Genomic DNA, 15,827 nt, shown 5'->3' with positions numbered 1-15,827 from the left:
CTGCAGAACCATAGAGCCCATAGAGCCCATAGAGCTCACAGAGCCTGCAGAGCCCACAGAGCCCGTAGAGCTACTTCCCCGCCGGATCGGCCAGCGTCGCGACCAGGACCGCCTTGATGGTGTGCATCCGGTTCTCGGCCTCGTCGAAGACGACCGAGTGCGCCGACTCGAAGACCTCGTCCGAGACCTCCAGCTCGGTCAGGCCGTGCCGGGCGTGGATGTCCCGCCCGACGGCCGTGCCCAGGTCGTGGAAGGCGGGCAGGCAGTGCAGGAACTTGACGTCCGGGTTCCCGGTGGCGCGCAGCACCTCCATCGTCACGGAGTACGGGGCGAGAGCGGCGATCCGCTCGTCCCAGACCTCCTTGGGCTCGCCCATGGAGACCCAGACGTCGGTGACGACGAAGTCGGCGCCCGCGACGCCCTCGGACACGTCCTCGGTGAGGGTGATCGTGGCGCCGCTGGTCTCGGCGAGCTTGCGGGCCGCGGCGACGACGTCCTCGGCCGGCCAGTACGCCTCGGGGGCGACGATCCGGACGTCCATGCCGAGCAGGGCACCGGTGACCAGGTAGGAGTTGCCCATGTTGAAGCGGGCGTCGCCGAGGTAGGCGAAGGCGATCCCGTCGATCGGCTTGTCCACGTGCTCGGTCATGGTGAGCACGTCGGCCAGCATCTGGGTGGGGTGCCAGTCGTCGGTGAGCCCGTTGAAGACGGGCACGCCCGCGAAGGCGGCGAGCTCCTCGACGTTCGCCTGGCTGTCGCCCCGGTACTCGATGCCGTCGAACATCCGGCCGAGGACGCGGGCGGTGTCCTTGACCGACTCCTTGTGCCCGATCTGGGAGCCCGAGGGGTCGAGGTAGGTGGTGGAGGCGCCCTGGTCGGCGGCGGCGACCTCGAAGGCGCAGCGGGTGCGGGTCGAGGTCTTCTCGAAGATCAGGGCGATGTTCCGGCCGCGCAGCCGCTGCACCTCGGTGCCCGCCTTCTTGGCGGCCTTGAGCTCGGCGGCGAGCGCGATCAGGCCGCGGAACTCCTCGGCGGTGAAGTCCAGCTCCTTGAGGAAGTGGCGGCCGGTGAGGTCAGTGGCCATGGGACGTGCTCCTGTGGGTACGGGTCGGGAGGACGACGGTCGGGACTATGGAAGTGTATACACACTTCAACATTTCTATACAGCCCCCTCCCCCCTCCCGTCCGTGGTCTTCAGACGGCGTCCCGCTCCACCGGACAGCTCATGCAGCGCGGACCGCCCCTCCCCCGGCCCAGCTCGCTGCCGGGGATCTCGATCACCTCGATGCCCTGCTTGCGCAGATGCGTGTTCGTCGTGACGTTCCGCTCGTACGCGACGACCACCCCCGGCTCCACCGCCAGCACGTTGCACCCGTCGTCCCACTGCTCGCGCTCCGCCGCGTGCACGTCCTGGGTCGCCGTGAGCACCCGGATGTCCTGAAGCCCGAGGGCCGCCGCGATGGCGCTGTGCATCTGCTCCGGCGGATGGTCGGTGACCCGCAGGGACTGCCCCGCGTCACCCGGTTCGATCGTGTACGAGCGGAGCATGCCGAGCCCCGCGTACTGCGTGAACACGTCCTGGTCCACCATCGTCATCACCGTGTCCAGGTGCATGAACGCCCGCCGCTTCGGCATGTCGAGCGCGATGATCGTGCGCGCCGAACCCGCCGCGAACATTCCACGGGCCAGCATCTCCACCGCCTGCGGCGTGGTCCGCTCGCTCATCCCGATCAGCACGGCGCCGTTGCCGATGACGAGGACGTCACCGCCCTCGATCGTCGACGGATAGTCCGCCTGCCCCTCCGACCAGTGGTGGAAGGACCCCGCCTCCGGACCCGTGAACAGCGGATGGTGCTTGTAGATCGCCTCGAAGTGCACCGTCTCGCGCTGCCGGGCCGGCCAGCGCATCGCGTTGATGGAGACGCCGTCGTAGATCCAGGCCGAGGTGTCCCGGGTGAAGAGGTGGTTCGGCAGCGGACCGAGGACGAAGTCGTCCAGGTCCAGGGCGTGGAAGCGGACCGAGGTCGGCTCCCGGTGCGCCGCCAGGAACTCCCGCTTCGTCATGCCGCCGACCAGCGCCTCGCCGAGCACGGCGGCGTCCAGCGAGTCGAAGGCCGCGCGGAGGTGATCGGCCGCCAGCGGCCCGTACTCCTTCTCGTCGAAGACCCGGTCGAGGACCATCGCGCGAGCCGCCGGCACCTCCAGGGCCTCGCGCAGCAGGTCCCCGAAGAGGTGCACCTCCACCCCCCGGTCGCGCAGCACGTCGGCGAAACCGTCGTGCTCCTGCCGGGCCCGCCGGACCCACAGCACGTCGTCGAAGAGGAGGGCGTCCTTGTTGGACGGGGTGAGGCGCTTCAGCTCCAGATCGGGCCGGTGCAGGATGACGCGGCGCAGCCGCCCGGTCTCGGAATCGACATGGAATCCCATACGCCCATCCTGACGGAGCCGGGCGGCCCTGGCCCGCCTTTCGACACGGGTCACCTGCCCCACTGGGCCACGCCGATCAGGACGATCGCGACCACCAGACCTCCGATCAGCAGCGCGGCGCGGCGCAGGAAACGGCGGGTGTAGCCGCTGCCGGGGTCGTCCGGGTGGGCGAGCGGGGGCCCCGCCGGGCGGTGCACGGTGCGCGGCATGCCGTACGCCTCCTTCAGGAGCGTCAGCCAGACCGCGTCCGGCAGGCCCGGCCGCTCCCCGTCCACGATCAGCCAGAACGCCTCCCGGGCGGACGGCTCCGGGCGCGTCCGGAGCCGCGAGAGCAGCTCGGCGACCGTGCCGACCGGGGCGTCGCCGCGGCCGAGCAAGGGGCGGACCGCCCAGCGGTGCAGCTCGGCGGCGTTGGCCGCGCGCAGCCCCTCCGCCGGCTCCTCGGGGTCGTTCCGCGCGGCGGGCGGGGCGACGGCCCACAGCTCTCTGTGGATGACCACATCGCAGAGCTCCCGGCGCAGCGGATGCCCCCAGGACGGCAGGCGCCGGGCGACCTCCCGCAGGAGGACGGTGACGACGGCGTACGCCTGGGGGCGGCGCAGCGCGTCGAGCAGCTCGCGGCTGCCGCCCCGCGAGACGAGCTCCCGCGCCTCCTCGACGCTGCGCACGGTCGGCAGCTTGTGCACGAGCGAGGTCTCGACCTCCCGCTCACGCGACCGCCGCCGCCTGGCCCCCTTGCCGGGCCCGGTCCACTGCGGCTCGACGAGCGGCAGCACGGGCCGGGGGAAGGCACCGGCGCCGTGCGGCTCGTCGGCGGGACGGGGGGCGGGCGGGGGCTCGGCCGGCGACCGGGGTACGGAAGGGGGCGGAGGTACGGGCGCCGGTGGGGGTTCCGGGGGATACGCGGGCGCGGTCCGGGGCGCCGGACCGGGATCGGACGGCGGCTCGGGCACGTGATCGTCCGAGGTGTCCGGCGGGTCGGTGGGCCACGACGTCCCCCACCGGTCACCGGCCTCCGGCCGACGCCCCGGCGACTCCGGGCGCTCCGTACCGGCGCGGGCCGGACCGTCGACCGCCGCCGCGTCGACCGGGCCGGCCCCGTCGGCCCGGCCCGACGGGGCCGGTGCCGGAACCGGACCGGGGGCGGCGGACCACGGGCCCCGGGAGCTCGGGTACTGCGAACCGCGCGGGTCGGCCTGCCCGTCACCCGCCGGGTCGAGGTAGGCGGCACGCGGGGCGTTCGAGTACCGGGGGGCCGGGGCGGCCGAATGTCCGAAGTCCGACGTGCCCGGGTGCCGGCCGTCCGGCGCGGCCGGGTGCCGGGAGTCCGGCGCGCCCTGGCGCCGGCGCGGTGATGGGTCCGCCGGGCGTGTCGTCTTGTCCAGGGTGGTCAGGGCTCGGGCGGCGGTTTCCAGGAGGGGGGTGCGGCGGGCGGTGGCGGCCGCGTGGAGGGCGCTGCCGACGGCGTACTCGCTTCCCTCCCCCTCCGCCACCCCCCGCAGGTGGTGGCGGACGAGCCGGGTCGCGAGCTCCTCCGCCCGGTCGCCGCACCGTTCGCGCGGGTCGACGCGGCGGCGTTCGGTGTTGCGGCTCGCCGCGCCGGACCAGCGGCCGACGAACGCGAAGCGGAGCGCGGGCAGTTCGACGGTGTCGTGGGTGGCGAAGGTCCAGCGGCGGTCGACGACCGCCTCGAACATGCTGTGCAGCCCCCACAGCACGGCGCAGGCGGTGTCGCCGCGTTCGTCCAGGACGGTGAACCGGTCGTCGGGGTGGCGCAGCAACTCGGCGACGGTTCCGGTGAGTTCCTCCGCCACGTACGGCAGCGTCTCGTCGAGCGCCCCCTGTCCGCGGCCCGTCGCCGGTATGAGGACCTCCTCCCGTACCACCGGAAGGCGTCCGCCGCGCGCCTCGGCGAGGTCCACGGCGGCCGCGCCCTCCCAGTTCCAGGCGTGCAGGCCGAGGCAGACGGCGGGGTCGAGGAGGGCGGGCGAGCCGACGAGGGCGTGGCAGAGCACGGACGTCCCGCCGTCGGCGTCCGTGAACGGCAGGCGCCGGATCAGCATCACGCCCGCCCGCTGCTGGAGCCGGATCAGGGCCGGCCGGGTCTCCTCCCCGCTGGCCCGCAGGACGGGTCCGGAGATCCGGAAGAGGTTCTCGGCCTCGTCGCGGGGCCCGGACCAGGCGACGGGTCCGAAGCCGGTGTTGCCGGTGAGGTTCTCGCTGTCCCAGCGGAAGACGATCTGGTCGACCTCGTTCTCCGACCGTGTCATCGGACGATCCCCTCCGTAGGTTCCGCCCCGGGCAGCAGCCCGCACCGGGCGAAGAGCGACAGCAGCGGCGCGAGGACCCGGCGCGGCCGGGCCCCGTGCGGAAATCGGTCGCCGCGCGCCTGCCCGCCGGTCGCGGCGACGAAGTGCAGGGTGCAGTCGGCGCAGTCGTCGAAGGGCTTGAGCCAGGCGGCGCTGGCGTGGTGGGCGAGGAAGGCGTACGCGTCGCGGCTCTCCTCCCGGAGCGCGGCGGGGTCGTGACGGCCGGGCAGCGCCCGGCCGAGCCAGCGGTCGACGACCGGTTCGAAGCGGACGAGGTCGCTCTTGTTGACGGCGAGCGCGGCGGGCGCGGCGACGAGTCCGCCGCGCTGCCGGGGGATGCGGTTGAGGACGGTGGCGAAGGCCTCGTCGCCGAGGTCGCGCCGCCGCAGCCCGCTCTGTTCGCGTACCGGGTCGAGGCCGGGCAGCCGGAGGGCGCGCAGCGGGTCCAGGACGAAGACGAACGCGTCGACGCCCATGAGGAAGCGGCCGACCTCCCCGTCCTGCGCGAGGTCCTCGCCCGCGAGGTCGAAGAAGACGACGGGCCGGGGCGTGGCGCCGCCCGCCTGGACGAGCAGGCCGTCGGCGAAGCGCGCGAAGGTCTGCTGTCCGGTACGGCCCAGCTGCCGCCCCTGATGGAGGCTCTGGACGCGTTCGTGCAGATAGGTGCGGTGCACCTCCGGGTTGAGGGGCCGGCATTTGAGTCCGTACGGTTCGAGGCCGCCGAGTTCGACCTCGCCGAGCATGGCGGCGAGGAGGTGGGTCTTGCCGACGGAGGAGCTGCCGACGAGGGCGATCGAGAGCGGTTCGCCGTTGGTGAGGTAGGGGACGGGGAGTTCGTGTTCCTCCTCGCCGTCCACGGTGTGCGGGCACAGGTGGTAGGCCTTGCGCAGGGCGTCGGCGACGTGGCCGGAGCGGCGTTCGGCGCTGAGGTCGAGCGGGATCCGGTTGCCCTTGGCGTCGATGGTGACGAGCAACCGTTCGTCGTACTCGACGGGGAGCAGGCAGTGCGGGCACTTGCGGCTCCGCACGGACGGGAGCGGTTCCGCCACCGGTTCGGGCGCGACCGGCCGGAGGGATTCGCCCCCGCCGCCGAAGATCCGGTCGAAGAGGGAGGGACGCGACGGTCGCGGGTCCTGCGACGGCGCTTCCTCGGCCTCCCGGTGGGGTTCGGCGCCCCCGGAGGCCGCGCGTTTCCTGGCGATCTGGGTGTCGTACTCGGTACGCCGGCGGTCGAGCGGGTCGGCCGCCCCGACGCCGGTGGCGAGCGGGTCGGGGACGTGAAGCAGCCGCAGCAGCTCGGCCGGGTGGGGCCGGTCCGCCGCGCGCGCGGCGAAGAGGCCGCTCTGCCCGAGGGCGGCGAGACGGCGGTAGTCGGCCAGGTCCGCCGGGGGCCCTTCGCCCCGGTCGGGGCGTCCGGCGAGCAGGTGGTAGGCGAGTTCGGCGACGGACCACAGGTCGTCGCGCGGGTCGGCGGTGCCCCGGCCCGCGCGCTGTTCGGGCGAGGCCCAGGGGGCGCCGCCGAAGGGCTCGCGGGGCTCCCCCGTGCGCTGCGCCGCGTAGGGCTCGCAGAGCCGGACCCGGGCGCCGTCCCACCGTACGGTGTCGGGTCCGATGGCCCGGTGCACGAGCTCGGCCCCGCCCAGGAGCCGTACGGCCATGGCGAGTTGGCCGGTGATGCGCTCCTGGTCCTCGGCGCCGAGGCGTCCCGCCCACTCGGACAGCGGACGTGCGGTCGGCGACGGCGGCCGGTACAGCACGAAGGGCTCGGCGGCGGTCAGGTCGAAGCCGACGACACGGGCGAAGACCGCGCTGAACTTCGCGGTGCCGTACCGCCGTTCGAGGGCGACGGCCGCCGTCACCTCCCGTTCCAGGAGGGCGTACGCGTCGGAGTCGCCCTGCGCGGACGAGGCCAGCCGGTACTGGAGGACGGGCGAGCCCGTCCCCAGGGTCGCCCGGCGCGCGAGGACGCCGGGGCGGCCGGGCGGGCGGCGGTCCTCGCCGTACCGGACGGCGAAGCGGACCGGCACCTCCCAGGGGGTGAGGAACTCCAGCTCCTGGTAGTACGGATGGGTCGGCGGGCGTGGCTCGCTCAGGTGGTCGGGGTGGTCCGGACCGATCGGATGGTTCGGGTCGGTCGGGGGGTTGGGGTCGCTCGGACGGCGCGCGTCTGTCGGGTGGTTCGGGTCGCTCGGACGGTGCCCGCCGGTCGGGTGGTGCGCGTCGGTCGGAGGGTTCGCGTCTGTCGGGTGGTTCGGGTCGCTCGGGTGGTTCTGGTCGGTCGGGTGGTTCTGGTCGGTCACGTTTCTCCCGCCTCCTCGGCGCGGACGGTGTGCACGACGTCCGTGCGCAGCGGTACGAGACGGAGGATGCCGGCGTGCCGTCCCGCGCCGGTCCACACCACGTCCTCGGCGGTGCCCCGCCAGATGTCGTCCCCGGCGGCCCCGCGCCGCATCGCCTCGGGCACGAACCGGACCTGCCGGGCGGCGAGCGGATCGTGGGAGAGCAGCCGCAGATGCTCGGGGCCGCACAGCGCGACCGTACGGTCGGGGTCGTCCTCGGCCAGGAGCAGCCGGGCCACCGCGTCGGCGGCCACCCCGGTGAGGCGGGCCGCGTCCGGCCGGTCGGAACGGTCGGTGAGGGCCGCGAGGGAGGTGAGCGCGTCGGGGTCGGGCAGGCCCTCGTACCGGGGCGGCGGCGAGGCGGCCACGTCCCGCTCCAGACGCAGCCGGGTCTCGTCCAGGAGCTCCGTGAGCCGCTGCTCGTGACCGGCCCGCGCGAGGGCGCCGGGGTCGCGCTCGATGCCCGCCCAGCACCGGTCGAGGATCAGGACGGTGCCGGCGACCAGGTCGCCGACGAGGGTGTCGACGAGCGCGGGGCCCCCGTCCCCGTACCGCCGCTCCAGCCACCCGGGCGCGGGGAGGGGCAGGGGCGGCCCGTCCCCGGAGTCGGGGAACGGCGGCGGCTCCTGGGCGGCGGGGTCCGTCCCTGCCGTGGGTTCCCCGACGGGGTCGGACCACAGCTCGTCCTCCGCTCCGTCCCCCCAGTCGTCCGCGTCGTCCCTCCAGTCCTCCCAGCTCCAGGACGCCGCACCGGTCTCCCGGGCCGGTGGCGGCGGATCGGCCTCCGGGCGGTCGGCCGTCCGCGCCGCGTGCGGCCGGCCGTGCGCGTCGGCGGTCTCCGCGAGGCCCCGGAGCAGCCCGGCCACGGCTCCCGCCCCGGCCGAGCAGTGGTGGCGCACCTCGGCGAAGAGCCAGTCGTGCACGGCGGTCGTGACCACCAGGTCCTGGATCTCCCGCAGGATCCGCCAGGCCTCCTCCGGGTCGGCGCGTGCCCACCAGTCGTCCACGGCCCGGCTCCAGTCGCGCAGCGCGAGCAGGACGACGGCCGCCACGGACACGGTCGCCGCCACCGCACCCGCCCAGACGGGCAGGCCGAGGAACTGGCCGAGGCCCGCCCCGAGGAGACCGCCGAGCAGTCCGCCGAAGAGCCGGGGCGCCGCGCCCGTGGCACCACCGCCGTCGATCCGGCCGTCGGGCGAGCGGTTGGGCCTGCGTCGCAGCATCAGATGGGCGAGCCCGGCGGCGAGGGCGCCGACGGCCGGACCGAGGACCCAGCCGAGCAGCGGCCAGAGCCCGGCGAGCAGCGCCAGGAGGCCGGTGACGGCGAAGGCCGCGGGGCGCGAACCGCCGGCCGTGAAGGGGTACCGGCCGCCGAGCCGCCGCAGCCGCTCGGGACCGCAGATCGCGTCGAGCCGGGCGAGCCGGGCCGCACTGCCCACGGGCGCGGTGCGCGCCGACAGCGCGGAGAGGCGGGCCGCCACGGACCGCAGCGGCAGCCCCTTGCCGATCAGGTCGTGGGTGAGGTCGCGCAGCGCCGGGACGATCCCGGCCCGCGAGATCTCCCGCGGCAGCTCCGGCAGTTCGACCCCCCGGTCGCGCAGCACCCCCCGGTGCTCGGCGGTGAGCCGGGTGCCGCCCACCGCGCCGAACGCGTCCGCGACGGCGGTACGGAACCGGTTCAGCTCCTCCGTCACCCGCTCGACGTCCGCCGGCAGGTCGACGGTCCGGCCCGCGCCGGTGAGGAGACCGGCCGGGCCCCGGACCCGCTGGTAGCCGTCGACGGCCTCGCCGACCGCCTCCTCGCAGGCGGCGAGCCGGGCCCCCGCCCGGCCGTGGGCCGGCAGCCACCGGTGACCGGACAGGGAGCGCGGGACGCCCTCGCCGAGGAGGAGCGCGAGCGCGCCCGGCACCTGGTCGGCGGAGACGTTCCCGGCCGGGACGTCGGGTCCGGCAAGGCCCTCCACCGCCTGCCGCCAGGCCCGCGCCCGGGCCTCGTCGGTGAGGTCGTGCTCCAGGACCCGCACGGCGGGCACGGCGACGCCGTGCACCACCTCGCCGAGCGCGCGCAGGACGGCGTCGAAGACCTCGGGCGTGGACAGGACGTCGACGAGCGGGCGCAGGACGGCCTCGCCCGGGACGCCGTCCTCCGTGGAGTCGAAGACCCACAGGACGCCGGCGGCGGGCGGGCGCAGGGTGAGGGAACGGCTCAGGGTCCGTTCGCCCCGGGTGCCGACGGCCAGGCAGACGACGTGCGCGGGCCCGTAGGAGGAGAGGCGTTCGTAGAGCAGTTGGTGGGCGACGAGCCGGTCGGCCTCGTCGACGACGAGGAAGCGCCGCTCGCCGCCGGGCTGCGGGACGTCCAGGGCCGCGCGGACGGCGGCGTCGGAGTCGTACGCCTCCCCCACGGGTGTGCGCAGGTCGAGGCAGACGGCGTGGCCCGGCAGCGGCCGTTCGGGCAGGACGGGAAGGGCGCGTGGGCTCACTCCGCCTCACCGGCCCGGTCGCGGCGGTGCGGCTCGCCGTCGGCGGGCCCGAACTCCGGGCCGTGGCCGGCCTCGTACCCCTCGTACTCCCCGTACTCCTCGTAGTCGGGCCCGAAGTCCGGCTCGGGCTCCAGTTCCCAGTCGTCCTCGTAGACGGACGGCGCGGAGGGGGCGGAGGGCGCGGGCCGGTTCGCGTACGCGGAACGGGGGTCGCGCCGGACCCCGTCCTCACGCCCGGCCCCGTCGTCGTACGAGGGGCGGGGCTCGTGCCCGGGGCCGGCCTCGTAAGCGGCCCCGTCGTCGTACGCGGGTCGAGGCCCGTGCCCGGGCCGGGACTCGTGGGCGGCGCCCTCGTCGTAGGCGGGCCGGGGCTTGTGTCCGGGTCGGGGCTCGCGCCCGGCACCCTCGTCGTACGCGGGTCGGGGCTCGTGGGCGGCGCCCTCGTCGTACCGGGGCCGAGGCTCGTGCCCGGGGCGGGGCTCGTGCCCGGGGCGGGAGTCGTACCCGGGGCGGGACTCGTAGGCGGGTCGGGACTCGTAGGCGGGTCGGGACTCGTAGGCGGTGCCGGTCTCGTACCCGGGCCTCGGCCCGTACCCGGCTCCGTCCTCGTACCCCCTGCGCGGGCGGGGCTCCTGGCGGGCCCGGGGGACGTGCCCCGGGCGCTGTCCGGCCGGGCGGCCCTGGCCACGGACCTGTCGTGGGCCGTGGCGGTCGTAGAGGGTGCGGAGGTTCGGGCGGGTGGCGTGGGCCGCGCTCGGGAAGCGCATGTCGAGGGCGCCCGGGTAGGTGACCTCCCAGAAGTGGCGGAGCGGGGCGAGCCATTCGCTGTCCGCCTCGCCGTACTCGGCGGCGAGCTCGTCGATCAGGACGAGCTGGCGCGGGGCGACGTGCTCCACGAAGTGGGTGAAGAGCTGCGACGGGGGCGCCGGGACGTGGGCGAGGCCCTTGGGCAGGGCGCGCATGAGCCGTTCGCAGAACTGCTCGATGATCTGCCCCTCGTCGAGCAGCGCCCACCGCTCGTACGCGCGCAGCAGCCCCGCCCAGCTGGAGAGCGAACCGTCGAAGCCCTCCAGGCGCAGCGACATGGTCGCGGACTCGCCCTCCTGGAGGCGGATCCGGACGAGGCGGGGGGAGTCGGCGGGGCCCTCGGCGGCGATGTGGCCGTTCCACAGGGCGCAGAGCAGCCGGTGGAGGATGCGCTGTCGGTCCTGTTCGGTGGAGACGAGCCAGTCGTCCTGGTAGCCGAGCCGCTGGCGCCAGTGCAGGAAGTCGCCCTCGCCGCCGGAGTCGCGGGCCTCGGACCAGAGGCTGAGGACGTTGCGGACCTCGGAGATGTCGGTGAGGTTCATGCCGCTGCGGAAGAAGACGACGGTGATGGAGTCGGTGTCGACGGCCCGGCACTCGGGGAACACCCGGGAGGGCAGGTTGAGTTCCTGGGCGAGGAAGTCGGCGGCCCGGCCGTCGGACTCGCTCGCCGGGTGCACGATGAGGATCTTGAGCGGGCCGCTGCCGTCCGGGATGAAGCCGACCGGGAGGAGTCCGGCGAGCCGGGAGCGGAACTGGTCGAGCCAGCGCGGGTCGACCTTGGCCTCGGCGGTCTCGTCGCCCGCGGCGGCCCGCAGCAGCAGCTCCATGGAGGGCAGCAGGGGGCGGGCGAAGACGTCCTCGTTGGCCTCGCCGAAGAGGCGCTTGACCCGCCGCTCGACGACCTGCTTGATCTCCTTCACGGCCGCCCCCGAGGAGCGGCGGACCGCGTCGAGGGCGCGCCGCCAGTCGTCGGGCCCGACGAGCCGGTCGAGGAGGGTCGCGGCGTCGGTGGTCTCGGGGAGGCCCTCGCTCTGGGCGAGGCGGTCGACGACGTCGTCGTAGAAGGCGCGCAGGGTGTTCTGCGGGGGCAGCAGGTAGGCGATGCCCGCGCGGTCGTCCCGGTACAGCTCGCGGCGGCTGTCGGCGAAGGACTTCGCCTCGTCCTGCTCGTGGGCGCGGAGCACCTTGGTGAGTTCGGCGATCTCGGCGGTGACGCGGTTGAGGGAGCGCCGCCACTGGTTCTCGCCGGCCTGCCAGCCGCGGTGCCAGAGGACCCGGGCCCGCCACTGGTACCAGGCCTGCTGCGCGGCGAGCGTGTCCTGGACGTCGGGGTCGGTCCACCGGGCCGGTACGACTCCGCCGACGCTGCGCCTGATGTGGGGGATGTTGGGGGCGGCGGTCTGGACGTTCGGGGGCCGTTCGGGGTCGTTGCGCCGGTTGTCGAGCATGCCGGTGAAGCCTTCCCTGGCCACCCGGTCGGGGTGTCCCGGCAGGCCGGCGAGGACGGTCTCCAGCTGGAACGGGCCGATGAGGCCGAGGAGTTCGCGGGCGCCCGCGCCCGGCTTGAAGTCCTCGGTGAGGCGGGGGATCTCGCGGGCGAGGTGGACGTCGAGGCGCTGGAGGGAGTCCTCCATGTCGTTGAGCCGCTGCCGGAGTTCCTGGGTGATGTCCCGGCTGCCCCGGGGCAGTTGCTCGGGCAGCGGCACGTCCGGCGCCTCGCGGCTCCACAGGCGGCCGATGCCGGAGCGGGTGAAGAGGTCCCGGACCATGTCCTGGCCGTCCCGGGCGGGCCGCCGGGCGCGTTCGGACATGCCGCGGACGGCCTGGGCGAGAAGCCGGGCGGCGACGATCTCGGCGAGGTCGTCGATGGGCACGGTGAGGGAGGCGGCGAGGCTGGTGGACATGCCGCGGTAGCCGATGCCGGTACGGGCCGGGGTCGAGCGCTCCACGGCCTTGTTGATGAAGCTGGCGGCGAAGGACTGGTAGTCGTCCTCCGCGCGGTTCACCGAGTTGCTGTCCTCGCCGAGTTCGGTGCCGATCAGCGACATCACCATGGCGGTGATGGAGCGGCGGAGGTCCTCGGCGCCGATGACGGCCGGCTTGGAGAAGAGGAAGGCGGTCTGCATGGTGGCGGGGCGCAGGGCGACGACCCCGTCGCCGGGGTAGGTGACGCTGAGCCGGCCGTGTTCCTCGACGTCGCCGACGGTGTCGAGGGCGTTGGGCACGTTCTGGTCGTCGACGAGCCGGGAGAGGTCCACGAGGGCGCGGGCGGCGTTGAGTTCGGCCTCGCGGCCGCCGCCCGCCTCGGGCGGGAAGGCGGAGGGCATGACGACGAGGGGGTAGATCTTCACGCCGGGCACGTGGGCGTTGCGGAACTCGTGCCCGATGAGGTGGATGAAGTCGTAGAAGATGCCGGCGCCGGTGCCGCCGGCGACGGAGAAGGCGACGAAGACGTCGCAGCCCCGGATGCGGCCGCCGCCGACCCGCTTGAGGTCGCCGGCCGCCTGCCCGATGGCGCCGATCGCCTCGCGGAGCTGCCGCAGGACGGGGTCGAGGCCGGAGCGGAGGGTCGCGAAGAGGGCGGAGCGCCCGACGGTCGGCAGTTGTCCGGCGCCGTGGTTGAGGGGGGCGACGCGCGGCTGGCGGGCCTGCGGCGGCAGCCAGGACCGGGTCTCCTCGTGGAGGGAGACCCGCAGCATGCGGGCCACTTCGGGCGAGGAGTCGAAGTCGGTGGGCAGCAGGTCGCGGACGATGCGGGAGGTACGGGCGAAGGCGGCGCCCTCGGCGCCCTTGGCCCGGAACTGGGGGTAGCCGAGGAGTTCGCCCTCGCTGAAGTCGGCGTAGACGAACTGGAGGCAGTCGGGCAGCTGGAAGGGCAGCCGGCGGCCGCCGTCGACGAGGTCGGTGCCGTCGGGTCCGCACAGCTCCCGGCGCAGCTGTCGTTCGAGTTCGCTGCCGATCTTTCCGCCGGTGCCGCCGAGTCCGACGAAGAGCATGGGCTGGTAGATCTTCATGTCGTCTCTCCTCGGTGCCCGTTCAGAAGTTGCCGTCGTAGGGGTCGGACCCGCCGGACCCGCCGGATCCAGCGGACCCGCCTGGCTCGGAGGTCCCGGGGGTCCCGGAGGTGCCGGGGGCGAAACCGGTGCCGGATCCCGTGCCGGGGCCGGTGCGGGGGCCGGGGCCGGTGTCCCCGCCGCGTCCGGTGCCGGGGCCGGGGCGCCGAGGGGGCCGGTTCCTCCGCGGCGAGGGCACGCGCCCGCCCCGTACGACGAGTTCGTGCTCGCCCAGGCCGATCGGCTCACCGGGCCTGACCGGCACCTGCCGGCCGCCCCGGGGGCGCAGCAGCAGTTCGCCGGAGCCGGTGCGGCGCAGCACGTGGGCGGTGGAGGCGGCGGCGCCGCGGACGGTGCGGAGCATCGGCGAACCCCCGTACGGCTCGTCGACGGTGAAGGCGAAGGAGCCGTTCTCGCTCTGTCCCTTGCGGACGGTCAGTTCGAACAGGGACCGGCCGTCGTCGAGCAGTTCGAGCTTGGTCCCGGTGAGGTCGCGGCGGCGCCGCCGGACGACGAGCCGGATGCCGACGAGGACGGCGAGGACGAGGACGAGGACGGCGCCGCCGGTGACGGCCTTCCACCAGCGGTCCCACCAGGTGGGCGGCGCCACCACGAGGACGTCCAGGAAGGCCGTGTCGAGGACGGCGTCGCCGTCGCCGGTGTCCACGACCGCGATCTTTCCGGCCAGTTCGCCGAGGGCCGTGCCGGCCGCGAGGGTCACCGTGAAGGGGACGCGGGTGCTCCGGCCCGCGACCGCGGTGACCTGCGTCGGGGCGACGGTGAGCTCGGCGCCGGGCGTCTGGTCCTGGAGGGCCAGCCGCAGGGCGTGCGGCGCGGAGTCGTTGTTGGTGACGTCGAGGGTGCCGCGGACGGTGCCGCCCGGGTGCACGGTGACGCGGTCGACGGCGAGCCCCGCGGTCAGCACCGGCACGTCCGGGCCGCGCCGGGCGTGCACCGGGCGCCGGTCGGAGGTGATGCCGGGCGCCGCCATGCGCGTGACGAGCTCCAGGTCGCCGGTGGCCCCGGCGGGCAGGGTGAACGTGCCGGTGAACCGGACGTCCCCGGCCTTCGCGTCGGGTGCCCGCCCGTCGTCGGCGAGCTGGAAGGCGAAGGGCCGGAAGCCCGCGCCGGTGACCTCGGCCGAGGCCGTGAGACCGGCCAGCTGCCGCGGATCGGTGATGACGACCCCGCGCCGGGTCTGCATCCGCACCTGCACGGTGACCTTCTCCCCCGCGCGCGGGGACGCCGGATCGAGGGTGACGTCGGAGCGGAGGCGGCCCTGCCAGATGGCCCGGACGGCGACCTCCCGGTCGCGGTGGCCCTCCGGCGCCTCGATGTGCACCCGCCAGCGGCCGGGCAGCGGGTCCTTCACGCGCAGCGCCTCGACCGGCCCGTCCTGGCCGCTCACCTCGAAGGTCGAGCCGTCGGACTCGCCCCGTACGGGCACCTTGCGGCCCGCCGGGTCGTAGTAGGTGACCCGCACCTTCGGGTCGTGCTTGGCGACCGTGAGGGAGCCGTCGGTGGCGATCGGCGGGATGGTCACGGTCAGGTCGGCGGGCGGCTTCCCGACGGTGCCCTGGGCGATCCGGGCGCAGCGGGCGGCTGCGAAGGTCTCCTGGAGCGCCTTGTCGATCTCGGCGGACGTGCCGACGACCCGCATGCGGGGGACGGAGCCGGGGATGTCGGAGCAGGCGCCCCGGTAGCCGCCCTCGGCCATCGCGGTGAGGGCGGAGCGGTCGATCTCGCTGCCGAAGCCGAGCGGCCAGATCTGGACGCCGGCCGCCCGGGCGCGGGCGAGCTCCTCGGTGAGCCGCCGCGCGCCGTTGGACTGGCGGGTGTCGCGGTCGGTGCCGTACTCGGGGCTGTCGGCGACGTCCAGCCTGCCGTCGGTGAGCAGGAAGACGACCTTGGGCGTCCCCTTCGCCGCGGCGGGCCGGCCCTCCGTGAGGCGGGTGACCGCCTGCCGGACGGCGGCCGGGAAGTCGGTGCCGGGGCCCATGCGGGCGGCGTCCCGGCGGCCCAGCTCCTGGACGCACTCGCTGAGGTGCTCGCGGCCCGCCGCGTCGGCGACGGTGAGCGGGCAGACGTCGCGCACGGGCGACTGGCCGGGCTTCTCCGAGCTGCCGAAACCGATGACGGTGGCCCGGGAGCGCTCCGATATCTCGCCCTGGCTGAGCAGCGCGGCCGCCTCGGTCTCGCGCGCCAGGTCCTTCTCGGCGAGGCTCGCCGACTGGTCGACGACGACGGCGAAGTCGAGCGGATCGGGCCCCTCTGCAGGTTCGGCAGCCGTACGGGATGTGCCTGGGGCCCCGGGCGCGCCCGTGGCGGTGGGCGCCGCGAGCGGGCCGGAGAGCGCGAGGAGCACCCCGGCGAGGAGCAGGGCGCTCCCCTTGTTGGTCCACTGCATGT

The 15,827-nt window shown here is 75.0% G+C and carries 7 protein-coding genes; all 7 read right to left on the bottom strand.

Going from position 1 to position 15,827, the window contains the following annotated elements; genetic code table 11:
- Positions 1-70: 70 nt before the first annotated feature.
- Complete coding sequence (gene argF, locus SVTN_RS28995) at positions 71-1,084, bottom strand: ornithine carbamoyltransferase (protein WP_041131740.1); 1,014 nt, start codon at positions 1,082-1,084, stop codon at positions 71-73.
- Positions 1,085-1,194: 110 nt separating this feature from the next.
- A complete protein-coding gene (locus SVTN_RS28990; RefSeq protein WP_041131739.1) occupies positions 1,195-2,427 on the bottom strand; it encodes an arginine deiminase in 1,233 nt (410 codons plus the stop codon).
- A gap of 50 nt (positions 2,428-2,477) precedes the next feature.
- Positions 2,478-4,697, bottom strand: a complete 2,220-nt coding sequence (locus SVTN_RS28985; RefSeq protein ID WP_041131738.1) for a hypothetical protein — start codon at positions 4,695-4,697, stop codon at positions 2,478-2,480.
- Positions 4,694-7,036 carry a hypothetical protein gene (locus SVTN_RS28980; RefSeq protein WP_245727669.1) on the bottom strand — a complete coding sequence of 781 codons (2,343 nt, stop codon included), beginning with the start codon at positions 7,034-7,036 and terminating at the stop codon, positions 4,694-4,696. The genes SVTN_RS28985 and SVTN_RS28980 overlap by 4 nt, the downstream gene beginning before the upstream one ends.
- Complete coding sequence (locus tag SVTN_RS28975; protein ID WP_041131737.1) at positions 7,033-9,558, bottom strand: hypothetical protein; 2,526 nt, start codon at positions 9,556-9,558, stop codon at positions 7,033-7,035. The genes SVTN_RS28980 and SVTN_RS28975 overlap by 4 nt, the downstream gene beginning before the upstream one ends.
- Positions 9,555-13,379: a tubulin-like doman-containing protein gene (locus SVTN_RS28970; protein ID WP_245727667.1), complete on the bottom strand. Its 3,825-nt coding sequence runs from the start codon at positions 13,377-13,379 to the stop codon at positions 9,555-9,557. The genes SVTN_RS28975 and SVTN_RS28970 overlap by 4 nt, the downstream gene beginning before the upstream one ends.
- A gap of 22 nt (positions 13,380-13,401) precedes the next feature.
- Positions 13,402-15,825 carry a vWA domain-containing protein gene (locus SVTN_RS28965; protein ID WP_041131736.1) on the bottom strand — a complete coding sequence of 808 codons (2,424 nt, stop codon included), beginning with the start codon at positions 15,823-15,825 and terminating at the stop codon, positions 13,402-13,404.
- Positions 15,826-15,827 lie beyond the last annotated feature (2 nt).

It is taken from the genome of Streptomyces vietnamensis (genome assembly GCF_000830005.1).
Classification (GTDB): domain Bacteria; phylum Actinomycetota; class Actinomycetes; order Streptomycetales; family Streptomycetaceae; genus Streptomyces; species Streptomyces vietnamensis.
Note: the sequence above shows the minus strand (reverse complement) of the source record. Positions and strands in the feature narration are given on the sequence as shown.